Source organism: Agrobacterium sp. CGMCC 11546 (assembly GCF_013365515.1).
GTDB classification, from domain to species: Bacteria; Pseudomonadota; Alphaproteobacteria; order Rhizobiales; family Rhizobiaceae; genus Agrobacterium; species Agrobacterium fabrum.
The window spans coordinates 1832123-1853813 of the sequence record NZ_CP047387.1 but is presented as its reverse complement, the minus strand read 5'-3'; the positions used below and the strand labels follow the sequence as shown (position 1 = coordinate 1853813).

Annotated in this window: 25 protein-coding genes and 1 other RNA gene; 15 read left to right on the top strand and 11 right to left on the bottom strand. The window is 58.8% G+C overall.

Features of this window, described 5'->3' with window-relative positions:
- Window positions 1-300: 300 nt before the first annotated feature.
- The 4 genes from GSF67_RS09420 to ssrA form a co-directional block, all read right to left on the bottom strand.
- Window positions 301-510: a ribbon-helix-helix domain-containing protein gene (locus GSF67_RS09420; protein ID WP_006311773.1), complete on the bottom strand. Its 210-nt coding sequence runs from the start codon at window positions 508-510 to the stop codon at window positions 301-303.
- A 112-nt stretch (window positions 511-622) separates the two neighbouring features.
- The gene (locus GSF67_RS09415) at window positions 623-826 is read right to left on the bottom strand and encodes a DUF4169 family protein (protein WP_006311774.1); all 204 of its coding nucleotides are present in this window, start codon (window positions 824-826) and stop codon (window positions 623-625) included.
- 60 nt (window positions 827-886) lie between these two features.
- The gene (locus tag GSF67_RS09410) at window positions 887-1393 is read right to left on the bottom strand and encodes an SspB family protein (protein ID WP_006311775.1); all 507 of its coding nucleotides are present in this window, start codon (window positions 1391-1393) and stop codon (window positions 887-889) included.
- A gap of 229 nt (window positions 1394-1622) precedes the next feature.
- Window positions 1623-1993: a transfer-messenger RNA gene (ssrA, locus tag GSF67_RS09405) on the bottom strand.
- A 141-nt stretch (window positions 1994-2134) separates the two neighbouring features.
- Between ssrA and GSF67_RS09400 the strand changes: the two genes are divergently transcribed.
- The 8 genes from GSF67_RS09400 (at window position 2135) to GSF67_RS09365 (ending at window position 9658) form a co-directional block, all read left to right on the top strand.
- Complete coding sequence (locus GSF67_RS09400) at window positions 2135-2443, top strand: DUF2853 family protein (protein ID WP_006311776.1); 309 nt, start codon at window positions 2135-2137, stop codon at window positions 2441-2443.
- A gap of 92 nt (window positions 2444-2535) precedes the next feature.
- Window positions 2536-3330 (top strand): thymidylate synthase, encoded by a 795-nt coding sequence (locus tag GSF67_RS09395; protein WP_006311777.1) that lies wholly within the window; start codon window positions 2536-2538, stop codon window positions 3328-3330.
- Window positions 3327-3854 (top strand): dihydrofolate reductase, encoded by a 528-nt coding sequence (locus tag GSF67_RS09390; RefSeq protein WP_006311778.1) that lies wholly within the window; start codon window positions 3327-3329, stop codon window positions 3852-3854. The genes GSF67_RS09395 and GSF67_RS09390 overlap by 4 nt, the downstream gene beginning before the upstream one ends.
- Window positions 3855-3997: 143 nt before the next feature.
- Window positions 3998-5116 carry an FtsH protease activity modulator HflK gene (gene hflK, locus GSF67_RS09385; RefSeq protein WP_006311785.1) on the top strand — a complete coding sequence of 373 codons (1119 nt, stop codon included), beginning with the start codon at window positions 3998-4000 and terminating at the stop codon, window positions 5114-5116.
- Window position 5117: 1 nt separating this feature from the next.
- The gene (hflC, locus tag GSF67_RS09380) at window positions 5118-6041 is read left to right on the top strand and encodes a protease modulator HflC (RefSeq protein ID WP_006311787.1); all 924 of its coding nucleotides are present in this window, start codon (window positions 5118-5120) and stop codon (window positions 6039-6041) included.
- Between the two features lie 133 nt (window positions 6042-6174).
- Window positions 6175-7062: a DMT family transporter gene (locus GSF67_RS09375; protein ID WP_006311788.1), complete on the top strand. Its 888-nt coding sequence runs from the start codon at window positions 6175-6177 to the stop codon at window positions 7060-7062.
- A 212-nt stretch (window positions 7063-7274) separates the two neighbouring features.
- The gene (locus GSF67_RS09370) at window positions 7275-8819 is read left to right on the top strand and encodes a Do family serine endopeptidase (RefSeq protein WP_006311789.1); all 1545 of its coding nucleotides are present in this window, start codon (window positions 7275-7277) and stop codon (window positions 8817-8819) included.
- Between the two features lie 89 nt (window positions 8820-8908).
- Window positions 8909-9658, top strand: a complete 750-nt coding sequence (locus GSF67_RS09365; RefSeq protein WP_006311790.1) for an SDR family oxidoreductase — start codon at window positions 8909-8911, stop codon at window positions 9656-9658.
- Window positions 9659-9683: 25 nt separating this feature from the next.
- Here the strand turns inward: GSF67_RS09365 and GSF67_RS09360 are convergent, their stop codons facing one another.
- Window positions 9684-10247, bottom strand: coding sequence for a GNAT family N-acetyltransferase (locus GSF67_RS09360; RefSeq protein ID WP_006311791.1), 564 nt, complete (start codon window positions 10245-10247; stop codon window positions 9684-9686).
- The gene (gene serB, locus GSF67_RS09355) at window positions 10244-11134 is read right to left on the bottom strand and encodes a phosphoserine phosphatase SerB (RefSeq protein ID WP_006311793.1); all 891 of its coding nucleotides are present in this window, start codon (window positions 11132-11134) and stop codon (window positions 10244-10246) included. The genes GSF67_RS09360 and serB overlap by 4 nt, the downstream gene beginning before the upstream one ends.
- On the opposite strand from serB, the gene miaA reads away from it, so the two are divergent.
- Window positions 11133-12029, top strand: a complete 897-nt coding sequence (gene miaA / locus GSF67_RS09350; protein ID WP_006311792.1) for a tRNA (adenosine(37)-N6)-dimethylallyltransferase MiaA — start codon at window positions 11133-11135, stop codon at window positions 12027-12029. The two genes, serB and miaA, sit on opposite strands and share 2 nt — an antisense overlap.
- 7 nt (window positions 12030-12036) lie before the next feature.
- On the opposite strand, the gene GSF67_RS09345 is transcribed toward miaA, so the two are convergent.
- A complete protein-coding gene (locus GSF67_RS09345) occupies window positions 12037-14043 on the bottom strand; it encodes an ATP-binding protein (RefSeq protein WP_083815814.1) in 2007 nt (668 codons plus the stop codon).
- A 382-nt stretch (window positions 14044-14425) separates the two neighbouring features.
- On the opposite strand from GSF67_RS09345, the gene GSF67_RS09340 reads away from it, so the two are divergent.
- The 4 genes from GSF67_RS09340 (at window position 14426) to GSF67_RS09325 (ending at window position 17831) form a co-directional block, all read left to right on the top strand.
- On the top strand, window positions 14426-16219 hold the full coding sequence (locus GSF67_RS09340) for an acetolactate synthase 3 large subunit (RefSeq protein WP_006311799.1): 1794 nt from the start codon (window positions 14426-14428) through the stop codon (window positions 16217-16219).
- A 19-nt stretch (window positions 16220-16238) separates the two neighbouring features.
- The gene (ilvN, locus tag GSF67_RS09335) at window positions 16239-16811 is read left to right on the top strand and encodes an acetolactate synthase small subunit (RefSeq protein WP_003507555.1); all 573 of its coding nucleotides are present in this window, start codon (window positions 16239-16241) and stop codon (window positions 16809-16811) included.
- A gap of 125 nt (window positions 16812-16936) precedes the next feature.
- On the top strand, window positions 16937-17305 hold the full coding sequence (locus GSF67_RS09330) for a helix-turn-helix transcriptional regulator (RefSeq protein ID WP_010972013.1): 369 nt from the start codon (window positions 16937-16939) through the stop codon (window positions 17303-17305).
- Window positions 17298-17831 carry an SRPBCC family protein gene (locus tag GSF67_RS09325; protein WP_035214950.1) on the top strand — a complete coding sequence of 178 codons (534 nt, stop codon included), beginning with the start codon at window positions 17298-17300 and terminating at the stop codon, window positions 17829-17831. Before GSF67_RS09330 ends, GSF67_RS09325 begins: the two co-directional genes overlap by 8 nt.
- Window positions 17832-17970: 139 nt before the next feature.
- Here GSF67_RS09325 and GSF67_RS09320 read toward each other — a convergent pair whose 3' ends face one another.
- The 4 genes from GSF67_RS09320 to GSF67_RS09305 all read right to left on the bottom strand — a co-directional run bounded on the left by GSF67_RS09320 (window position 17971) and on the right by GSF67_RS09305 (window position 20702).
- Window positions 17971-18816 (bottom strand): aldo/keto reductase, encoded by an 846-nt coding sequence (locus tag GSF67_RS09320; protein ID WP_006311806.1) that lies wholly within the window; start codon window positions 18814-18816, stop codon window positions 17971-17973.
- 179 nt (window positions 18817-18995) lie between these two features.
- Window positions 18996-19784 (bottom strand): anti-sigma factor, encoded by a 789-nt coding sequence (locus tag GSF67_RS09315; RefSeq protein ID WP_006311807.1) that lies wholly within the window; start codon window positions 19782-19784, stop codon window positions 18996-18998.
- Window positions 19781-20338: an RNA polymerase sigma factor gene (locus GSF67_RS09310; RefSeq protein ID WP_035214952.1), complete on the bottom strand. Its 558-nt coding sequence runs from the start codon at window positions 20336-20338 to the stop codon at window positions 19781-19783. The genes GSF67_RS09315 and GSF67_RS09310 overlap by 4 nt, the downstream gene beginning before the upstream one ends.
- Window positions 20322-20702: a hypothetical protein gene (locus tag GSF67_RS09305; RefSeq protein ID WP_006311809.1), complete on the bottom strand. Its 381-nt coding sequence runs from the start codon at window positions 20700-20702 to the stop codon at window positions 20322-20324. Before GSF67_RS09305 ends, GSF67_RS09310 begins: the two co-directional genes overlap by 17 nt.
- 134 nt (window positions 20703-20836) lie before the next feature.
- Here GSF67_RS09305 and GSF67_RS09300 point away from each other — a divergent pair, with 134 nt between their 5' ends.
- Both GSF67_RS09300 and GSF67_RS09295 read left to right on the top strand, forming a co-directional pair.
- Window positions 20837-21196, top strand: a complete 360-nt coding sequence (locus tag GSF67_RS09300) for a helix-turn-helix transcriptional regulator (RefSeq protein ID WP_006311814.1) — start codon at window positions 20837-20839, stop codon at window positions 21194-21196.
- Window positions 21193-21675 (top strand): SRPBCC family protein, encoded by a 483-nt coding sequence (locus tag GSF67_RS09295; protein WP_006311822.1) that lies wholly within the window; start codon window positions 21193-21195, stop codon window positions 21673-21675. The genes GSF67_RS09300 and GSF67_RS09295 overlap by 4 nt, the downstream gene beginning before the upstream one ends.
- The last annotated feature ends 16 nt before the right edge of the window (window positions 21676-21691 follow it).

The following is a 21691-nucleotide window of genomic DNA, read 5'->3' as shown; positions in this document are numbered from 1 at the left end:
CGGATTGATGGCAATCGTCGTTTCCGGAGACGGCAGAAGCCATGTGTCGCCTCATGATGGAGGCGAGGACTAGACAGTCTGGGAACAATAGTGGGAGGCGAGGACTAGACAGTCTGGGAACAATAGTGGGAGGCAAGGCTACGCAATACGGGAATGCCTTGCAGCGCAGACTAGGCCGCCAATGTTTAATGAATGCTTTCACGGCGTTATGAGTTTTCGGCGGGAATTTTTGTAGTCGGATGAGGGCGCACCGTATCGCAGTCTGCGATCAATGTGACATGACGGCCGCGCCTGCCTGAATCAGCGGGTCTTCAGCCAGTTCAGTACGTAAACCCGCAGCGATGACGACAGATTGCTGTCGGCCGGGCGGCTGTCGTCTATTTCGGCAAGCAAGGCCGCGAAACTGACCTTGCGTCTTTCGGCGATGATTTTCAGCTCGTCCCAGAAGGCATCCTCAAGCGAGATGCTGGTGCGGTGGCCGTGCAAGGTCGCGGAGTGTTTGCGGATCATCAGATCGGTCTCCGGCGGGTCCGGTTGGAAATCTCGATCATGTCTCCCCGGCAAGTCCCTGTTTTGCGATTCTTTTTTCGAATCCCGAAATCCGCTGCGGTGAGTTGGTCCGTCAGTCTTTACCGGCCCCGTCATCGCCTTTTTCGAGCCGCCCCTGATCCAGCGCCTTTTCGGCTTTGTCGTTCAGGGCCGAGGTGAGGTTCTTTTCCGTCTTGGTGCGGCCGTGAGACAGGCGGTTCTGCTCCGCCTGTTTTTCTTTTTCGCTACGCGCCTTTTGTTTGCGAAACTGACGCAGATTGACGATATCGGCCGCCATGGGGATATGTCTCCTTGAGTTTCACGAGGCTGGGTTTCACGAAGCCCGGGCCAGAAGCCGTTATTGCTTCTTGCGGAAAGCATCCAGCGAAACGACGGAGCCTTCCTTCTTTTCCTCACCCGATTTGGGTGTTTCGGAAGCGGGCTTCGCCTCGTGGGAAACGGGGTAAGCGGTGATTTCCGCTTCTTCCATTTCTTCCTCTTCGGCCAGAGGCACATCGAACTCAAGCTCGAAATTGACGGAAGGATCGTAGAAGCCTCTGATGGCATTGTAGGGAATAACAAGCTTTTCCGGCGTATCGGAGAAGGAGAGGCCGATTTCGAATCCGGTTTCCGTCACCTTCATATCCCAGAACTGGTGCTGGATGACGATGGTCATCTGTTCGGCGTATTTCGACTTGAGGTGCTGGGAAATCCGCACTCCCGGCGCGCCGGTCAGGAATGTGATGAAGAAGTGATGGTCGCCGGGCAGGCGGCCGGTAGCGGCCACTTCACCCAAAACCTTACGAATAACGCCGCGAAGGGCATCCTGTGCGAGAATGTCGTAACGGATATGATCCTGCCCCATGCGGTCCTGTCTTTCCCTTATTCGAACGTCTTTTCATGCGTGGCGCGGCTTGCGCGCCCGGGACGCTGTAACACTTTGAATCTTCGCGCAATCCTTGAGCCGGGATCATTTTCGATCCTGACGGCTACGCGTTGTCCAAGTATACGCAATGTCCCGAACGGCAGCAACGGAAAAGCCGATGCCGTTTGCAAGTCAGCTATCATATAATCAATTCAGGCAAAATGGAGAAGGTGGAGGTTTCTGTTGCCAGGTACCTCCGAACCCCGCCTTACGGGGCTAACCGTAAGGACTTAGAGCGGAATTCCCGCACCGCCATTAGGCAGCGAGAGCGTATTCCTTAGCGTTGTTGTCATTTGCAACTACACTTGTGACCCGATAACGGCGGTATCATGCCGAGCAAAAGTTCGATCTTTACGCCCTTGTCGATCCTATTTCGCCCCCATCAAAAGCCGGCCTCATCTTGAGATCCCGCCGGTTTTTGGTGGAGGCGCCGGGTACCGCCCCCGGGTCCAATAGGTTTATTACACCGACCGTTTATCGCCATAGCCGGGTTGCCCCGGCAAGGCTTATATAGGCGTTTCGCCGGCCTTAGAAAAGGGGGGTGATGACAATTCCATGAAAAGGTTTCGTCATTGTGGTCCGTAATTTAGACTATTCTTGACGACGGGAGATTGCTGTCCCATTCTCCTGCAACCGGTCACCAGAAGTAACGTTGCGCCGGGGACACACGAAGGAGTTGATATGACCGACTATCTCGCAGATGTGAAGAAATACGACGCAGCAGCCGACGAAGCCGTGGTCGGCAAGATCGTCAAACATCTCGGCATTGCCCTGCGCAACCGGGATTCGTCTCTGGTGTCCGCTTCCGATCCAGAAGAGCTTGCGCGCGTGAAGGCTAGCTGGTGCGGCAAGAAGCTCGGGGTCACCGACGACAGCGCGGACAAGGCAATCGCCACTGTCGCAAAAGCCATGGCTGCGGATCGCTCCAAGTCTCGCGTGACCTTCTATTATCTGGTGGCCAAGGAACTGGGCAAGCTTCAGTCGCTTTGATCTGAGCCGGGGATAAACCCGCATTAGGTGATTGGTTCTGCCGCCCTGTGCTATTATATTCCCTTGATATCAGGGAATCGGCGGCAGAACGCATGAAACAATATCTCGATCTTCTCCGGCATGTGATGGAAACCGGCTCCGACCGCGGAGACCGCACCGGCACCGGCACGCGTTCGGTATTCGGTTACCAGATGCGTTTCGACCTTTCCGAAGGTTTTCCGGTTCTCACCACCAAGAAACTGCATCTGCGCTCCATCATCCATGAGCTGCTGTGGTTCCTGAACGGCGATACCAATATTGCCTATCTCAAGGAAAACGGTGTTTCCATCTGGGATGAATGGGCCGATGAGAACGGCGATCTCGGTCCGGTCTATGGCGCGCAATGGCGGTCCTGGCCGGCGCCTGATGGCCGCCATATCGACCAGATCGCGCTTCTGATCGAGGCGCTTAAAACCAATCCCAATTCCCGCCGCCATATCGTTTCGGCCTGGAACCCGGCGTTGGTGGATGAGATGGCGCTGCCGCCCTGCCATTGCCTGTTCCAGTTCTATGTGTCTGATGGAAAGCTCTCCTGCCAGCTTTACCAGCGCTCGGCCGATATTTTCCTCGGCGTGCCCTTCAATATCGCGTCCTATGCGCTGCTGACGCTGATGGTGGCGCAGGTCGTGGGCCTCAAGCCCGGCGATTTCGTTCATACGCTTGGTGATGCGCATATCTATGCCAACCATTTCGAACAGGCGCAGCTGCAGATGACGCGTACGCCGAAGGCCTTGCCGACCATGCGCCTCAACCCTGACGTGAAAGACCTTTTCGGCTTTAAGTTCGAGGACTTTACGCTGGAGAATTACGAGGCCGATTCAAGCATCAAGGCACCGATCGCGGTATGAGTGAGCCGCGCGTCACCATCATCGTTGCGGTCTCCGAGAACGGCGTCATCGGCCGCGATCTCGACATGCCATGGAAGCTGTCGACCGATCTGAAGCGCTTCAAGGCGATGACGATGGGCAAGCCGCTCATCATGGGCCGCAAGACGTTTCTGTCTGTCGGCGAACGTCCCCTCCCGGGCCGTCCGCATATCATCGTCAGCCGCAATGCCGATTACCGGCCTGAAGGCGTCGACGTCGTTTCGTCGCTGGACGAGGCCGTGAAGCTTGCAAAAACGAAGGCTGTGGAACTGGGCGTGGACGAGGTTTTTGTCGCCGGCGGTGGCGAGATTTACCGTCAGGCCATGCCCTTTGCCGATCAACTTTCCGTCACCCATGTGGCGGTAAAACTCGAGGGCGACACTTTTTTTCCGGAAATTGATCCCGCCGTTTTTGAGAAAACCGAAGAAAAGGCCGCGCCCGCAGGGGAAAAGGACAATTATCCGGTTCTGTTTACCACTTATGTGCGACGAGCCGCGGCAAAGTGAACTATTTACCTCGATTGGGTATTTAGTTACCACCTCTGCGTTGAAACGGACGCTTCTCCTTCCTATAACGGGTCGATATTCCCGCCGCACGCGAGCAATCGCTTACGAACGGAATCGGGAGAGGCTTTTATAAAGAGGTATTGATGCCCTGGAGCAATCAGAATGGCGGCGGCGGCCCGTGGGGCGGCGGCGGTGGAGGAAACAACCAGGGCGGCGGTGGCGGCCCATGGGGGCAGGGGCCTAACCGGCCTCGCGGCGGTGGCGGCGGCAATGGCGGCCCACCCGATCTGGAAGAGATCATCCGGCGCAGCCAGGACCGTTTCAAAAATGTGCTGCCCGGCGGCTTCAATGGCGGCGTGGTCGCCATCGTGGTTCTCGTCGTTCTGGTTTTCCTCGGCATCCAGTCCATCTACACCGTCCAGCCGGACGAGCGCGGCGTCGAGCTGCGTTTCGGCCGTCCGAAGGACGAAATCTCGATGCCTGGCCTGCATTTCCATCTGTGGCCGATCGAGACGGTGGAAATCGTCAAGGTGACCGAGCAGCAGCAGAATATCGGTTCGCGCGCCTCGTCGTCTTCGTCGAGCGGCGTGATGCTGACCGGCGACCAGAACATCGTTAACGTTCAGTTCTCCGTGCTCTATACGGTCTCCGATCCGAAGTCCTATCTCTTCAACGTCGACGCCCCGGCGGAAACGCTGCAGCAGGTTTCCGAAAGCGCCATGCGCGAAGTCGTTGGCCGTCGTCCGGCGCAGGATATCTTCCGCGATAACCGTCAGGCGATTGCGGCGGATGTGCGCAGCATCATCCAGTCCACCATGGACGGTTATGGTGCCGGCATCTCCATCAATGCCGTGGCGATCGAAGATGCGGCTCCGCCGCGCGAAGTGGCCGACGCCTTCGACGAAGTGCAGCGTGCCGAACAGGACGAAGACCGCTTCGTTCAGGAAGCCAATCAATACGCCAACCAGAAGCTCGGTGCCGCACGCGGTCAGGCCGCGCAGATCGTCGAAGAGGCGAACGCCTACAAGTCGCGTGTCGTCAACGAGGCGGAAGGTGAGGCGCAGCGCTTCATTTCCATCTATGACCAATATCGCACGGCGCCTGAGGTCACCCGTCAGCGCATGTTCCTAGAAACGATGGAGCAGGTCCTGAAAGGTTCCAACAAGATCATCATCGACGAGAAACAGGGCGTGGTGCCTTATCTGCCTCTGAACGAGATCATGCGCAACAATCCGGGCGCAGCACAGCAGGGAGGCAATTGATATGGGTAACCGTCTTACGGCCGTTCTTGTCGGTCTCGCCGTCCTGCTTTTCCTCGGTTATTCGTCGATCTTCGTCGTCAACGAGCGCCAGCAGGCCATCGTCGTCCGCTTCGGTCAGATCCAGGATGTGAAAACGGCGCCGGGCCTCTATTTCAAGCTGCCCTTCGCCTTCATGGATGCCGACCGCGTGCAATATGTCGAGAACCGGGCGCTGCGCTTCGATCACGATAATATCCGTGTTCAGGTCTCCGGCGGCAAGTTCTACGAGGTCGATGCCTTCGTGGTCTATCGCATCACGGATGCGCGCCGCTTCCGGCAGACGGTCTCGGGTGACCAGATGTCGGCGGAATCGCGCCTGCGTACCCGTCTCGACGCATCGTTGCGCCGGGTCTACGGTCTGCGCGGCTTTGAATCCGCACTTTCGGATGCGCGTGCATCGATGATGCAGGAAGTGCGTGACGATCTGCGTCCCGATGCGGAATCGCTCGGTATCAGCATCGTGGATGTCCGCATCCGTCGTACCGATCTGACGCAGGAAGTGTCGCAGCAGACCTTCGAGCGCATGAAGTCGGAACGTCTTGCCGAAGCCGAACTTATCCGCGCACGCGGTAATGAGGCGGCGCAGCGTCGCCGGGCCGTTGCCGACCGTGAGGTGGTGGAACTCGAGTCCACGGCTCAGCGGCAGTCCGAAGTGCTGCGCGGTGAAGGCGATGCCGAACGCAACAAGGTCTTCGGTGTGGCTTTCCAGCGCGATCCTGATTTCTTCGAGTTCTATCGCTCCATGTCTGCTTACGCCAATGCGTTGAACGGTAACGGCACGACGCTGGTCCTGTCCCCGGATTCGACCTTCTTCCGTTATTTCAACAATATCAACGGTGCGCCACCTGCGGCTCCCGCCGCACCTGCGCCAGCGCCGGCGAACTGATAGCGGATCAACTGATTTGGGAGGGGCCGGTTTTTACCGGCCCTTTCTTTTTGAAGCGTGTGCACCGTGAAATTCATAAAATTGTGGGTCAACGACACTACTCTTCGGTTTTCACAATCTGGAAGAACGGAAGATGCTGCGCGCGCTTCGGCATGATAGAGACAGTTACTCAGTCGCCATTGTTTTCGCCGTACTTGGATTCGCAGCTTTTTCATTGATGGACGCTGTTTCCAAAATTCTCAGCAGTTCACACTCTCTTCCCCAAGTGCTTTTTTTCTCCGGTGTTTTTGCCGTCATCTTCAGCTTGTTGCTTTCCAGGCCGTTGGGTGGCTTTAAGATTCACTCGGCAAAGGGATGGGCAGTGGTGTCCGCCCGGGGTGTCATGTCCGCTGGCATGATATGGCTCACACTATATGCGATTTCGCGTATGTCGATTGCGGACGTTTATTCGATCCGCTTTACGAGCCCTATCATTACGATATTGCTGGCTTTGGTGTTTTTGAGAGAGCGTCCCATCAGCCTTCAATGGTTGTCTGCTGTTCTGGGTCTCGCAGGTGTCCTGATCGTTCTTCAGCCGAGTGGCGCGATGGACAGCCTAGCCGCTGTCATGGCCTTTGCTGCCGCTTTGGCGCACTCCGCATCGACAGTCATGGTGAGGCGGTGGAGGGCCCAGTCAACGCCGCTGGCAGATACCATGCTGCCTGTCGTCATCCTGGTTCTCATCACCGGAGCCCTTTTGCCCGAACGCTTTATTGCACCGATACCGATTGAGTGGCTGTTCTATGTCGGGGCAGGTGCTTTGCTTGCATTGGGAAGACTATGCCTGACGCTTTCGATTCGAATGGCGCAGTCCTCTTTCATCGCGCCGGTTCAATATACCCAACTGTTCTGGAGTTTATTATTCGGCTACCTATTCTTCTCCGCGCAGCCGACACTGGTGTCGTGGATGGGTTACGTTCTTGTTCTCGCAAGTGGTGTTGTTGGGATGATGGCGAGCAGGAAGGCGTCGCCCGAGCGATAGTGTCCCCATATTTTCAGCGTTCTTTCCTGGAAATGATCACAATTGACAATAGGTGTTTGCCTCGCTCACGCTTTTCTGTACGGCTTTGAGGCGCGCGAAGAGGTTCCGGAATCAATTGCCTGTTCACGAAAAGGTATTTTTACACTTCATCATTCCGCCTTATGCTTTGACGATATAAGCAGGGCATGACGATTTGAAACGCGAGGACGCTTATGGCCGTGACCCTTCTTTCGCCTTTTCGCAGCAGCATTGCCGCAGTTGCGGGCATCGCGCTTGTGGCGGGCAGCCTTTCGGCGCCGGTTGCGGCAAGAGCGCAGAGCCATGGGCCGGAATCGGTGGCTGATCTTGCCGAGCCGCTGCTCGATGCGGTGGTGAATATTTCGACGTCCCAGAACGTCAAGACCGAGGGCAAGGGTCCAGTTCCGCCGAAGCTGCCGGAAGGTTCGCCCTTCCAGGAGTTCTTCAAGGATTATTTCGACAGCCAGAAGCCGGAAGGCGGCGAAAAGGTCAATTCGCTGGGGTCGGGTTTCGTGATCGATCCGGCTGGCTATGTCGTGACCAACAACCACGTCATCGAGGGTGCTGATGCCATCGAGGTGATTTTCCCGAATGGCTCGAAGCTCAAGGCGACGCTGGTCGGCACCGATACCAAGACCGACCTTTCGGTCCTGAAGGTGGAGCCGAAAACACCGCTGAAGGCCGTGAAGTTCGGCGATTCGCGCAGCATGCGCATCGGCGACTGGGTGATGGCTGTCGGCAATCCGTTCGGGCTTGGCGGATCGCTGACCGTGGGCGTCATTTCCGCGCGCGGCCGCAATATCAATGCCGGCCCCTATGACAATTTCATCCAGACGGATGCGGCCATCAACAAGGGTAACTCCGGTGGCCCGCTCTTCAACATGAAGGGTGAGGTGATCGGCATCAATACGGCGATCATTTCGCCGAGCGGCGGTTCGATCGGTATCGGTTTCGCCGTGCCGACGGAGCTCGCCCAGAATATCGTGCAGCAGCTCATCGAATTCGGCGAGACCCGCCGCGGCTGGCTCGGCGTTCGCGTTCAGCCTGTTACTGATGACGTGGCAGCGAGCCTCGGCATGGAAAGCGCCAAGGGCGCGCTGATATCAGGCGTGGCCAAGGGCGGCCCGGTGGAGAACGGCCCGATCCAGGCCGGTGATGTCGTCCTGAAATTCGACGGCAAGGATATCAATGAAATGCGCGATCTTCTGCGCATCGTGGCGGAAAGCCCTGTCGGCAAGGAAGTCGATGTTGTCGTTTATCGCGACGGCAAGGAGGAGACCGTCAAGGTCAAGCTCGGGCAATTGCAGGATACGACCGACGAGAAGGCCTCGACCGACGACCCGCAGGGTGAAGACGGTGATGGCAGCATGGTCGCCCCCGACGATAAAGACAGTGGCGACGATCAGGCGCAGGACCAGACGCCTGAAGTGCGCGAAGCACCGCAGACCGTGCTTGGAATGAATCTGGTGGTGCTGAGCAATGAATTGCGCACGGAGAAGGGCATTGCCGAAAGCGTGGAAGGCGTGCTTGTCGCAAGCGTCGATCCCGGTTCTCCCGCCGAACAGAAGGGCATGAAGGCCGGTGACGTTATCGTCGAGGTGGGACAGGATTTCATGGAAGTTCCCGGCGACGTGCTGGTGCGTGTGAACGGCCTGAAGTCCGAAGGCCGCAAGAATGCGCATATGATGGTGGCCGATGCTCAGGGCAATCTGCGCGTGGTGGCGTTGCCGCTGGAATAAACGCTTTTCGCTCGATCCGTCAGGAATCGGGTGGTTGCGGCCCCGTCAGGTCCCTATCCCTTGGTCTCCATCAAACGGAGGCCAAGAATATGAAATTACTCGAAAACAAGGTTGCCATCATCACCGGCGCGTCATCCGGCATCGGCCGGGCGACGGCCATGCTGTTCGCCACGCAAGGCGCGGCAGTTGTCATCAATGCGCGCGGTGAAAAGGCGCTGCAGGAGGTTGCAGCCGACATTCGTGATGCCGGGGGCCGTGTCCACGCGGTTGCGGGCGATGCGGGTGTTGCGGAAACCCATTCCCGGTTGGCGGATGCGGCCGTGGGCATTTTCGGTGGCCTCGATATCGCCATCAACAATGCCGGGGCGGTGGGGGCCATGAAGCGGCTGGCGGAGATTTCGCCCGAGGAGTGGGATCATGTCCTCAACGTCAATCTCACCTCTGCCTTTCTGGGGGCGCGTTACCAGATTCCGCCGATGCTGAAGCGGGGCGGCGGTTCCATCGTCTTTACGTCAAGCTTCGTCGGCACCAGCGCCGGCATTCCTGGCATGTCGGCTTATGGAACCGCGAAGGCAGCGTTAATGGGGCTGGTGAAGGGCATTACCGCCGATTATGCGATCAATGGCATTCGCGCCAATGCCCTGCTCCCCGGCGGGGTCGATACACCGGCCGCAGGAGACGCGGCGCAGAAGGAATGGGCTGCCGGCCTGCATGCGATGAAGCGCATTGCCCAGCCAGAGGAAATTGCGCAGGCCGCTCTTTTCCTCGCAAGCCCTATGGCAAGCTTCGTCGCCGGAGCGGCGCTGTTTGCCGATGGCGGCAATGCCGCGGTGAAATGACTTTCGGAACTGACGGGTAGGCGTTTTATCGCGCCCGCCATTCCTCCAGCGTCAGCGCATAGGTGACGTGGGGCCGCAGATGCGGGTGCGTCTCTTCCGGCACGCGCGGGTGGTCGAAATCGCGGGAAGGATCACGCCTCAAGCCGATGCGTTCCATGACCGCCGTCGAACGATGGTTGTCGTGGACGGCGAAGGAGACGATTTCCGGCGTCTCCTTTTCATCGAAAGCCATGACGAGCAGCGATTGCGCAGCTTCGGTGACATAACCGTGCCCCCAGAAGCGAGTGGCGAGCCGCCAGCCGATTTCCATGGTGCCGATCGGGAAGGGCGGATCGAGGTTCATGACAGGCGATATGCCGCAGAACCCCATCACTTCACCGGTTTCTCGCAGCTCCATGGCATAAAAGCCATAGCCGCTGCCGCGGATCATGCCATTGATGGTTTCCAGCACCGCGTCCGCTTCCGCATGGCTGCGGCGGAAGGGGAAAAATTCCATGACCTTTTCGTCCGCGTTGATTTCGCGGAACAGGTCGCGGTCGCTCTCCTTCCATTCGCGCAGAATGAGTCTTTCTGTCTCACGAATGATCATGGAATGACAAAATCCGTCTTGCGATAGCCCTGGATGTAGAGAAGCGCGGTCAGGTCGCCATGGTCGATGCGCATCTGCGCTTCGGCGGCCACGGCGGGCTTGGCGTGCAGGGCAACGCCTGCACCGGCCACATGCAGCATGCCGAGATCATTGGCGCCATCGCCGACTGCCATCGCCTCTTCAGACGAAATGCCGAGCTTTGCGGCAATATCGTTCAGCGCGTCGACCTTGGCCTGTTTACCGAGAATGGGTTCGGCAACGGTGCCGTCAAGTTCGCCATCGGCTTCGCCGAGCAGATTGGCGCGGTTCTCGTCGAAACCGAGCATCGCAGCGACGCGGTTGGTGAATACGGTGAAGCCGCCGGAAACGAGGGCGGTGTAATAACCCTTCGCTTTCATGGTGGCGATCAGCTCCTTGCCGCCTGATGTCAGCGTGATGCGCTTTTCGATGACGTCATCGATGACAGAGACCGGCAGGCCCTTCAGCAGCGCCACGCGCTCACGCAGAGCCGGTTCAAAAGCGATCTCGCCATTCATCGCACGGGCGGTGATGGCGGAGACCTTGTCCTTCAGCCCGACTTCGGCCGCCAGTTCGTCGATGCACTCCTGGCCGATCATAGTTGAATCCATGTCGGCGATCAGCAGCTTCTTGCGCCGCTGGTCCTGTTCCTGGATGACGATATCGATGGGTTTTCCGATAAGCGCGGCCGCAATAGCGCTGCGCGCCTGTTCGGCTGCGGTGCCCAGGGGCAGGGCTATATCGCAGGCGATGCCGTCGGCCAGCCAATAAAGGCCCGATGCATTGACCGCCTTTGCGGCGGCTTCGCCGAAGGCTGGTGTCAGAACAGGATTTGACGGATTGGCGATAAGCGTGGCAACCAGAGCCATGATGAAAAACCTTGATCAGAATTTTGATGCGATCCTGATAACCGGCCCGACGGCAAGCGGCAAGTCCGCGCTTGCGCTTCGTCTGGCGCGGGAGCGGAACGGTGTGGTCATCAACGCCGACAGCATGCAGGTTTACGACACCTTGCGGGTGCTAACCGCCCGGCCTTCCGATGAGGAAATGGAGGGCGTGCCGCATCATCTCTACGGCCATGTGCCTGCTAACAGCGCCTATTCAACCGGTGAATGGCTGCGGGATATTTCCGGCCTGCTTTCGGATCTGCGCGGTGAGGGGCGTTTTCCTGTTATCGTCGGTGGTACGGGGCTTTATTTCAAGGCGCTGACTGGTGGCCTCTCCGACATGCCCGCGATTCCCGATGGCATTCGCGAGGGGCTGCGCGCCCGGTTGATCGAAGAGGGAGCGGCAAAGCTACACGCCGAATTGGTGAGCCGCGATCCGCCCATGGCGCAGATGCTGCAGCCGGGAGATGGCCAGCGTATCGTCCGGGCACTGGAGGTGCTCGAAGCGACGGGGAAATCGATCCGCGATTTCCAGCGTGCCAGCGGCCCGATGATCGTCGATCCCGAGCGGGCGCAGAAATTCATCGTCCTGCCGGAGAGACCGGTGCTGCATGACCGTATCAACCGCCGTTTTGAGGCGATGATGGACAGTGGTGCGGTGGAGGAGGTCCAGGCGCTTCTTGCGCTCAATCTAGCGCCCGATGCAACGGCGATGAAGGCGATTGGCGTTGCTCAGATCGCCGATATGCTGGCCGGGCGCATGGGTGCGGCGGAGGTGATAGAAAAATCGGCGGCTGCGACCCGCCAATATGCCAAACGGCAGATGACCTGGTTCCGCAACCAGATGGGGGATGACTGGACGCGCATCCAGCCGTGAAAGGGGCCTAATCCTTGCGGTAGAGGCTGCCGAGCGGTTTTTTCAACAGGCTTTCGCGCAACGAGGGGCGCGTCTCACCGGGCGGCGGGCCATTCTGCGCCTGCATCTGGAAACCCGCCTTGCGCAGATCGTTGACGGCGCCGGCGGTGGGGTCCATTGACGCCGCATTGGATGGCACAGGCGGTGTGCGTCCGGGCAGCATATCCGGGCGGTAGGGTTCATATCCCTCCGTTGCGGGCGTTCCCAATTCTCGCTTCCAGCGATCGATATCGTCTGCCGTCTGGAATACGGCCGGTTCCGGCTGGTCGGAAAAAGCCGCTTCCACGCTTTGCTGGAAGCCGGTGATAACGGGTTTGGCCGTGGCGCGCATGCGGGTGACGATGCTGTTCAGGTCGACCGTGTCAGGGGTTTCATGGTTCATATGGCTGGACGTGCCGCTCGCCTTCGGCAGCTTGGCCGTGGTGACACGGTCGAAGCGCATGCGCATCGGCACATTCACGGCCTCACCGAAGGCGATGGCTTCGCCATTGCCGATGGAGGAGAGAAAGCTCGTAGTCGAGGTCGAGGCGTTCGGCACGGCGGAGAGAATGATCTTCTGGTCGATCTCGTTCGACAGCCGCATGGCGAACACGGTCGAGCATTGCGACAGGATGGTCTGGTCCAGCTCGCTTGGCCGCTGACTGATGACGCCGAGGGAGATGCCGTATTTGCGGCCTTCCTTGGCGATCTGGGCGATGGATTGCCGGGTGGGGAAAAAGCCGCGCTCGGGATCAGCCGGAACATAACGGTGCGCTTCCTCGCAGACGATAAGCATATGCAGCGAACCGCGCGCCAGCACCGCCAGTTCGAAGGACATGCGGCAGAGCACCGAGACCACCGAATTCACCACTTCGGAGGGGATGCCTGACAGTTGGAAAACCGAAATCGGCTTGCCTTCCCCGGGGATGCGGAAGATATGCGCGACCGTCTCGAGAATGTTGTCGTTGATCGTATTGCTCGAGAACATGAAATTATAGCGCGTATCGTTGACGGCCGAGAGGATGCGGCCCTTCAGCGTGCGCAAGGCGGGTTTTTCGCCGCGGCCTTCCAGTCGGCCGATACGTTCGTCGATGAGGGCGAGAAGATCGGCGATGCGGTATGGCACCGGCGTATCCGGCGTGATCGCGCTCTTGTCGGATGTACGGCGGACGGCGGAACCTTCGGTGCCGCGAAATGCCTTTTTTGCTTCGGGAATGAGGTCCCGGAGGAAATCCATCTCTTCCGGCACGGGCTTGCGGCCGCGGAAAATCACCTCGGCAAATTCCTCGAGCCGCATCAGCCAGAAGGGAAGGTCCAGCGTATCGGTATCGATGACGACGGAATGATCGGGAAAAGCAGCCGCGAATTCATTATGCGGATCGAGAATGAGGACGCGCAGTTTCGGGTCGGTCTCGATCGCCTTGTTCAGAAGCAGCGAAACGGCGGTAGTCTTGCCCACGCCCGTCGATCCGACGACGGCGAAATGTTTGGCAAGCATCTGAGGAATGCTGATCGCCGCGTTGATCGTGTCGTCCTGCGTCAGCTTGCCGATGACACAGGCATCACGTCTGCCGCTGTCGTAAATCTTTGCAAGGTCGCTGGTGCGGATGCGGTGCGCCACCGCGCCGAGATAAGGGTAACGGGAGATGCCGGTGGAAAAACGTTCGCTGCCGTCTTCGGTGCGATACACTTCACCCACGAGTTCCACGTCGATCAGCAGCCTGTTTGGCTTGTCCGCTGCCCAATGGTCTTCGCCGGTGCGCATGGAAAAGACCAGCGCAGTGACACGGCTCGTGCCCATTTCGATGGAGATCAGGCGTCCGACGGACCAGAGCTGCGACACGTCGGTGGAGCCGGGTTCCGTTTCTGCGGCAATGGTGGCGTGCGCGCCGTTACACGCGATGACGCGGCCGAGCATGCGGTTTGCCGGTTGCTCGCCGGATCGCCGTTCGTTTTCGTCCATGCGGGACGCGTTATGAGACGTGTCGTTATTCACATTTTTTCCCGGTACATGCGGATGATCGCGGTGGTTCGGGCAGCATCTGCGCTCTCGAGATTAAAAGATTATGCTTAACAACAGGTGTATCGGCCGCGTTCGAAAATTTCGCCAAAGCCCCCTGCGGGGTAATAAAAGAAGGCGGCGGTGATTTTTTCCCGCAATATGCGTTGACGGCTGGGGCGTTTGTGGCTAACACTCCGGCCCATGAAAAATCTTAACGTACTTATCGTGGTGGGACGGCGCATGGGCAGGATGGTGTAACCATCCGGCGAAAGCACCCATGCGCTGAACGAGGCTCCTCTAGGGGCCTTTTTTTATGTCTTCAAACAGGCCCTCGGGCTCCTCGATATCCAAAGCCAAAGCGGGACGGAAACAGGCAATGACGGATAAGGACAATACGGAAAACAGCAATCGCATGACAGGTGCGGAGATCGTTCTGCAGGCGCTGAAGGATAACGGTGTCGAGCACATCTTCGGTTATCCCGGCGGTGCCGTTCTTCCGATTTATGACGAGATTTTCCAGCAGGAAGACATTCAGCACATCCTCGTGCGTCACGAGCAGGGTGCCGGCCACGCCGCTGAAGGGTATGCCCGCTCCACCGGCAAGGTCGGCGTCATGCTTGTTACCTCCGGTCCCGGCGCCACCAATGCGGTGACGCCGCTGCAGGATGCGCTGATGGATTCCATTCCGCTCGTCTGCCTGTCCGGCCAGGTCCCGACATCGCTGATCGGTTCCGATGCGTTTCAGGAATGCGATACCGTCGGCATCACGCGCCCCTGCACCAAGCACAACTGGCTGGTCAAGGACGTCAACGAACTGGCCGGCATCATCCATGAAGCCTTCCGCATTGCGCAGACTGGCCGTCCCGGCCCTGTCGTCGTCGATATTCCGAAGGATATCCAGTTTGCCACCGGCACCTATACGCCGCCTTCTGCCGCCATCCAGCAGAAGAGCTACAAGCCGAAGGTCCAGGGCGACCTCAACGCCATTCACGCCGCCATCGACCTGATGTCCAAGGCGAAAAAGCCTGTCTTCTATACCGGCGGCGGCGTCATCAATTCCGGTCCGGAGGCAACCCGTCTGCTGCGCGAACTGGTCGAACTCACCAATTTCCCGATCACCTCGACGCTGATGGGTCTCGGCGCCTATCCGGCTTCCGGCAAGAACTGGCTCGGCATGCTGGGCATGCACGGTTCCTACGAAGCCAATATGACGATGCATGATTGCGATGTCATGGTCTGCATCGGCGCGCGTTTCGATGACCGTATTACCGGTCGCATCAATGCGTTTTCGCCGAATTCCAAGAAGATCCATATCGATATCGATCCGTCCTCGATCAACAAGACCGTGCGTGTCGACGTGCCTGTTATCGGCGATGTCGGGCATGTTCTGGAGGACATGGCTCGCCTGTGGCGCGCTTTGCCGAAGAAACCGGAAAAAGCGCAGACGGCCGACTGGTGGTCGCAGATTGAGCGCTGGCGCGCCCGTAATTCCTTCGCCTACAAGAACTCCAAAGATGTCATCATGCCGCAATATGCATTGCAGCGGCTTTATGAGGCGTCGAAGGGACGCGACACTTACATCACGACAGAAGTCGGCCAGCACCAGATGTGGGCGGCGCAGTTCTTCGGTTTCGAGGAGCCGAACCACTGGATGACCTCGGGCGGTCTCGGCACCATGGGTTATGGCCTGCCGGCGGCTATCGGCGTGCAGGTCGCGCATCCCGAAGCGCTTGTCATCGACATTGCCGGTGACGCATCGATCCAGATGTGTATCCAGGAAATGTCCTGCGCCATCCAGTACGGCCTGCCGGTGAAGATTTTCATCCTCAACAACCAGTATATGGGCATGGTGCGGCAATGGCAGCAGTTGCTGCACGGCAACCGTCTGTCCAACTCCTATACCGAAGCCATGCCTGATTTCGTCAAGCTGGCGGAAGCCTATGGTGCGGTCGGCATGTATTGCGACGACCCGAAGGAACTGGACGACAAGATCGCCGAGATGATTGCGGTCAACAAGCCGGTCATCTTCGATTGCCGCGTTGCCAATCTCGCCAATTGCTTCCCGATGATCCCATCTGGTAAAGCCCATAACGAGATGCTGTTGCCGGATGAGGCGACGGATGAAGCTGTTGCCAACGCCATCGATGCCAAGGGCCGTCAGCTAGTCTGAGCCGGGAGAGGAAAAGGACATGAACGCACACCTACAACCCACCGGCTCCGCCTATTTCATCCAGAAGGAAACGGCTGCCGTTGAAAATCACACGCTGTCGGTTCTCGTCAGCAACGAGCCGGGCGTTCTCGCCCGGGTCATCGGCCTGTTTTCCGGCCGTGGCTACAACATCGAAAGCCTGACGGTTTCGGAAACGGAACATGAGGCGCATCTGTCGCGCATCACCATCGTGACGCGCGGCACGCCGATCGTGCTGGAGCAGATCAAGGCGCAGCTGGAACGCATTGTGCCGGTGCACCGGGTTCTGGACCTTACCGTCCGCGCCCGCGAACTGGGGCAGGAACGGCCGATCGAGCGCGAAGTGGCGCTCATCAAGGTTGCAGGCACGGGCGAAGTCCGTGCCGAGGCGCTACGGCTTGCCGATGCGTTTCAGGCCAAGGTGGTGGATGCGACGGTGGAGCATTTCATCTTCGAGATCACCGGCAAGTCATCCAAGATCGACCAGTTCGTGGCCATCATCAAGCCGCTCGGCCTGATCGAAATCTGCCGCACGGGTATTGCCGCCATGAACCGCGGTTCGCAGGGTATGTAATTCGTCTCCAAGCGAAATCTTCCATAAAGCCCGCGGTTCGCCGCGGGTTTTTTTATGGAATCCGCTTGGGATCGATATTCAACCATATGGTTGACATTCCGCGGCGACCGGCTATATTCAACAACATGGTTGAATTATCCGCTTCACATCTCGATACCGTCTTTCATGCCCTTGGCGACGCAACGCGACGCACGATGCTGCGTGATCTTTCCCGTGGCGAGCGAACGGTGAGCCAGTTGGCTCAACCCTTCGACATATCGCTCGCGGCAGCCTCGAAGCATATCAAGGCGCTGGAAAATGCGGGGCTTATCCGCCGCGAGGTGAGGGGGCGCATCCATGTCTGCCGCCTTGCGCCCGAACCCCTGGCGGAAGCGCATGAATGGCTGGATTTCTACCGGCAGTTCTGGGGCAATCGCCTCGATGTTCTTGAGCAGATGCTCAGGGAGGAAGATCAGGGAAAATCCCCTGCAGATGGAGGAAATGACAATGGCTGATATCGCAATGCCTGAAACCTATGGCCGTCTCGTCGAGCCAACGACCCTGAAGATCGAGCGGCTGTTGCCCGGACCGATCGAGCGGGTCTGGGCTTATCTGACCCAAAGTGACCTTCGCCGCCGCTGGCTCGCCTCCGGCGAAATGCGGCTTGCGCCCGATGCGCCCTTCGAACTGGTGTGGCGCAACGACGAGCTTTCCGATCCGCCGGGCCACCGCCCGGAAGGCTTTTCCGAAGAGGAAAAGATGGCGTCCCGCATCATTACCGTCGTTCCGCCGCATCACCTTGTCTTTAGTTGGGGTGAAAGCGGAGAGGTGTCGATCGAGCTTCAGGCTCTGGGCAAGGATGTGCTTCTGACGCTGATTCATCGCCGGTTGGTTGGCAGGAAGACCAAGCTCGATGTCAGCGCCGGCTGGCATGTGCATCTCGATATTCTCGCTGCCCGTCTTCAGGAAAAGGAACCGGGCCCTTTCTGGGATACGTGGCTGGCGCTGAAAGAGGAATACGAGCCGCGCATACCGTCATAAAGCCCCGGGGCTATCTGACCGACGGCGCGGCTTGCCGCGCCGTTATTGCAATCTTTATTGCGGGCAGTTCCCGGTTCTCACATTCCGATTCAACCGCTTCAGCAGCTGATTCCGAAATGCCCGCTAACGCCCTGTTATGTCAGAGCATTTCTAGGGACGTCTTGCGCGTCGGTGGCGGGAAGGCGGCGTCGAGGGCGGTCCAGTCTTCCTCGGTTAGTTCAAGATCGGTGGCGCCGCGATTTTCCACGATACGGGACGCGCTGGCGGATTTTGGAATGGCGATGACGCCGTCCCTGTCCAAAAGAAAGGCCAAGGCCAGCTGCGCCGGGGTTGCCTGATAGGCCTTGGCGATGCGAATGAGTTCGTGGTTCTTCAGGATGCGGCCCTGCTCGATGGGGGAATAGGCCATCAACGGCACGCCGTGCTCCTGGCACCAGGGCAGAAGGGAAAATTCAGGTCCGCGCCGGGAGAGGTTATAGAGCACCTGATTGGCGGCGCAGTTTTTGCCCTCTGGAACGGTGAAAAGCTCCTCCATATCGTCGGTATCGAAATTGGAGACGCCCCAGTTGCCGATCTTGCCGTCGCTCTTCAGCCTTTCGAACGCGGCCACGGTTTCGCCAAGCGGGTGCTCGCCGCGCCAGTGCAGCAGATAGAGATCGATGTGGTCGGTGCCGAGCCTTGCGAGGCTGCGCTCGCAGGCTTCCGCGGTGCCTCTTGCACTGGCATTCCACGGATAGACCTTGCTGACCAGAAACACCTCGTCGCGGCGGCCGGCGATTGCCGTGCCGACCACTTCTTCCGACCGGCCGTCGGCATACATTTCCGCGGTGTCGACCAACGTCATGCCCAGATCGATCGCCTTGCGGATGCTTTCAATCTCGTCGTCTGCCGATGACCTTGTCTCGCCCATATTCCAGGTGCCAAGTCCGAGGGCTGGAACCTCTTTTCCAGAGGGCAGGGTGACGGCAGGAATATCCTCATGCATGGTTTTGCTCCAGCGGTTGTCGATTGGACAATAGTCTTTTGTGTCGACTTCTCAAACCCATGGCGGAGACGATCGATCCATCAAAAAATTTCACCTCGTCCTTCGGTGCGTTGCTGCTGTTTGCCTTCCATCACGCAGATGCTGACGTCGTCACTCGCATTCCGCGGCCCCTGCTGGCCTCACGTCGGAAACTGCCGGTAACATTCCTCGGCGATTGCCTGCACCTCGTCGCGCGACAGTTCGGCGGAAACGGCATAACCCAGCTCGTTGTCGATCCAGTAGAAGGTTTCGACACCGTCGGCGCTGGCCATGCGGAAGCTGGTGGTGCGGTTTTCCTCGTTGTGGCCGACCAGCACCGTCACCCGGCGGCCGGTCTTGTCCTGATACATCAGCATCGCGCCCGGCTTGCCGCTGACGGGGATGAGACGCCCGCCGACGAGGTCATATCCGATCTTCGACAGATCGGGGATGGCGAAGGGATAACCGAGCCGCTTGCCAAGCCAAGTCGCAAGATGCTGCTGCTCGCCGGCGCCGACCTCGACGGGGTGACGCACCTCGCTTGCATAGATGAGATAGGCGGATTTCGCCTGTGCCGGAATATCCGTCGTCAGCGATGCCAGGGTCACGTCCTGCGGCGTCGAAAAGGAGGAGGGCAGCAGCCTGCCGGCTGCGGCGCCCGCTACGAAGATCAGCAGGGCCGCCGCCGTCCGCAGGAGGGCGGGTTTCAGCCGCCATCTGCGATCCCTCTTTTGCGGGCCGAGCATCGAGGCGTCATGCGGATGTGCGGCGGCATAGGAGGCGAACGCATTGCGCAGAATGTCGGCCTGTTTTTTCCATGCCTGCACGCGGCTCTGGTCTTCCGGTCTTTCAGCCAGCCAGCTCTCGACAGCCGCGCGGTCGTCGTCGGAAAGAAGTCCGTCGACATAGGCGTGCAGATCGTCTTCGGTTATGGCATCGGGCCGTTTCATCGTGGTCTCCGCAGGGGTATGATATTATCCTCCGCCAGATGCTGGCGAAGTGTTTCGCGGGCGCGAGACAGCCTGGACATGACGGTGCCGAGCGGGATCGCCAAGGTCTCGGCCGCCTCCTGATAGCTGTAGCCTTCCACCGTCACCAGCATCAGCACTGCCCGCATATCCGGTGAAAGAAGTGCTAGCGCGCCATGCAGCCGGTCGTTCTCCAGCGTGTCGGAAAGCGTGTCCGGGATGGCAATGGTCTCGTGGCCGTCGAGGCTTTCGGACGGATGACGTTTCTCGGCGCGGTGGCGGTTGCGATAAAGATTCGTCATTATCGTGTAAGCCCATGTTTTCAAACCCGTTCCGCGCCATTGCCTTTTGTTGGCAAGTGCCTTTTCCACGCAGTCCTGCAACAGGTCCTCGCCATCGGCATCGGAACGGGAAAGGCTGCGGGAATAACGGCGCAGCATGGGTATCAACGCCAGCATCTCCGTTTCGAAGCTGCCGGTTGCGGGGGAGTGGCTCCCCCGCTTTTCACCATTCATGCCATCAGGGTTTTGCGGCATCCCATACACCGTTCATACCGTCGCCGGTGGCGTCGCCCTTTTTCGTGTCCTTGACCCAGTAATAAAGCGGCATGCCGTCCTTTGCCCACTGCATCTTGCCGTCCTTGCGCTTCAAGAGGGAATAGGCGCCCTCGGCCTTGTCACTGGCGGCTGCAAAAAACGGCGGCCAGTTCACCGCGCATTTGTCGTAACAATTGGATACGCCCTTCTTGTCGTTCTTGAAAGTGTAGAGCGTCATGCCTTTTTCGCCGGCAAGCACATTGCCTTTGTCGGTTTTGACCGTTTCGACCGCCGGCGCTGCATAGGCCGTTCCGGCAAAAGCCAGAACGAGGGCGGGAACGATAAAGCGGATTTTCATGGACATATCCTCCTTGGTTCGGGCGGGCTCAAGCCGCCAGCACATCAAGAGACACCGTCGCGCGCCGGTTTATTCCCCGTTGCGAAATATTTTTTAAACTTATCCATTGAGCTAAGTGTTTTCCCATGATAGTTAGCTTTATGGAAAACTATTCAGACGCGCTCAACGATATCTTCCAGTCTCTCGCCGATCCGACCCGAAGGGCCGTGATCCTGCGGCTGGGCGGCGGAGAGGCGAGCATTGGAACGCTGGCCGAACCCTTCGATATGGCCCTGCCATCCTTCATGAAACATATCCGCCAGCTGGAGGAGGCGGGGCTGATCGTGACACGCAAGCAGGGGCGTGTCCGGTTCTGCTCGCTGGAGAAACAGAGGTTTTCCATGCTCGATGGCTGGCTTTCGCAACAGCGCGCTGTCTGGGAGGGCCGCACCGACCGGCTCGAGCAATTCGTCATGGCACAACAGGACAGGATGTCCAGCAAAGGGGAGAATGACCAATGACCGAGACTTTCAATCCCGATCTCGACCTGAAGATTTCACGCATCATCAAGGCGCCGCGCAGGCTGGTCTGGAATGCCTGGACGGACAAGACCAGCCTGGAACAATGGTGGGTGCCGCATCCCGGCCAGTGCCGGGTGGACAAAATGGAGCTTCACCCCGGCGGTGCTTTCGAGACGCGCTACAGCGAAGACGGCAGGGAATTTGGCCAGCATATCAGCGGCTGTTTCCTGGCGGTGGATCATGAGCAGCGCCTCATTTTCACCGATGCGCTGACGGCGGGTTTCCGGCCCTCCGCCCAGCCGTTCCTCACCGCCGTGATGACGTTTCGCGATCATCCTGATGGCATGGAATATGAGGCCTATGCCATGCACAACAACCTTGCCGACCGCGACAGGCACGCGGAGATGGGGTTCTTCGACGGCTGGAACACGGTTGCGGAGCAGCTGGCGCAGCTTGTCGAGAAGCAGGCGGCGCATTGAGGTCATCATTCTCATT

Bases quoted from the DNA above. Each gene is read 5' to 3' on its own strand.
- GSF67_RS09420 (WP_006311773.1), bottom strand. From the start codon at position 510: ATGATCCGCAAACACTCCGCGACCTTGCACGGCCACCGCACCAGCATC.
- GSF67_RS09415 (WP_006311774.1), bottom strand. From the start codon at position 826: ATGGCGGCCGATATCGTCAATCTGCGTCAGTTTCGCAAACAAAAGGCG.
- GSF67_RS09410 (WP_006311775.1), bottom strand. From the start codon at position 1,393: ATGGGGCAGGATCATATCCGTTACGACATTCTCGCACAGGATGCCCTT.
- GSF67_RS09400 (WP_006311776.1), top strand. From the start codon at position 2,135: ATGACCGACTATCTCGCAGATGTGAAGAAATACGACGCAGCAGCCGAC.
- GSF67_RS09395 (WP_006311777.1), top strand. From the start codon at position 2,536: ATGAAACAATATCTCGATCTTCTCCGGCATGTGATGGAAACCGGCTCC.
- GSF67_RS09390 (WP_006311778.1), top strand. From the start codon at position 3,327: ATGAGTGAGCCGCGCGTCACCATCATCGTTGCGGTCTCCGAGAACGGC.
- hflK (WP_006311785.1), top strand. From the start codon at position 3,998: ATGCCCTGGAGCAATCAGAATGGCGGCGGCGGCCCGTGGGGCGGCGGC.
- hflC (WP_006311787.1), top strand. From the start codon at position 5,118: ATGGGTAACCGTCTTACGGCCGTTCTTGTCGGTCTCGCCGTCCTGCTT.
- GSF67_RS09375 (WP_006311788.1), top strand. From the start codon at position 6,175: ATGCTGCGCGCGCTTCGGCATGATAGAGACAGTTACTCAGTCGCCATT.
- GSF67_RS09370 (WP_006311789.1), top strand. From the start codon at position 7,275: ATGGCCGTGACCCTTCTTTCGCCTTTTCGCAGCAGCATTGCCGCAGTT.
- GSF67_RS09365 (WP_006311790.1), top strand. From the start codon at position 8,909: ATGAAATTACTCGAAAACAAGGTTGCCATCATCACCGGCGCGTCATCC.
- GSF67_RS09360 (WP_006311791.1), bottom strand. From the start codon at position 10,247: ATGATCATTCGTGAGACAGAAAGACTCATTCTGCGCGAATGGAAGGAG.
- miaA (WP_006311792.1), top strand. From the start codon at position 11,133: ATGATGAAAAACCTTGATCAGAATTTTGATGCGATCCTGATAACCGGC.
- serB (WP_006311793.1), bottom strand. From the start codon at position 11,134: ATGGCTCTGGTTGCCACGCTTATCGCCAATCCGTCAAATCCTGTTCTG.
- GSF67_RS09340 (WP_006311799.1), top strand. From the start codon at position 14,426: ATGACGGATAAGGACAATACGGAAAACAGCAATCGCATGACAGGTGCG.
- ilvN (WP_003507555.1), top strand. From the start codon at position 16,239: ATGAACGCACACCTACAACCCACCGGCTCCGCCTATTTCATCCAGAAG.
- GSF67_RS09330 (WP_010972013.1), top strand. From the start codon at position 16,937: ATGGTTGAATTATCCGCTTCACATCTCGATACCGTCTTTCATGCCCTT.
- GSF67_RS09325 (WP_035214950.1), top strand. From the start codon at position 17,298: ATGGCTGATATCGCAATGCCTGAAACCTATGGCCGTCTCGTCGAGCCA.
- GSF67_RS09320 (WP_006311806.1), bottom strand. From the start codon at position 18,816: ATGCATGAGGATATTCCTGCCGTCACCCTGCCCTCTGGAAAAGAGGTT.
- GSF67_RS09315 (WP_006311807.1), bottom strand. From the start codon at position 19,784: ATGAAACGGCCCGATGCCATAACCGAAGACGATCTGCACGCCTATGTC.
- GSF67_RS09310 (WP_035214952.1), bottom strand. From the start codon at position 20,338: ATGCCGCAAAACCCTGATGGCATGAATGGTGAAAAGCGGGGGAGCCAC.
- GSF67_RS09305 (WP_006311809.1), bottom strand. From the start codon at position 20,702: ATGTCCATGAAAATCCGCTTTATCGTTCCCGCCCTCGTTCTGGCTTTT.
- GSF67_RS09300 (WP_006311814.1), top strand. From the start codon at position 20,837: ATGGAAAACTATTCAGACGCGCTCAACGATATCTTCCAGTCTCTCGCC.
- GSF67_RS09295 (WP_006311822.1), top strand. From the start codon at position 21,193: ATGACCGAGACTTTCAATCCCGATCTCGACCTGAAGATTTCACGCATC.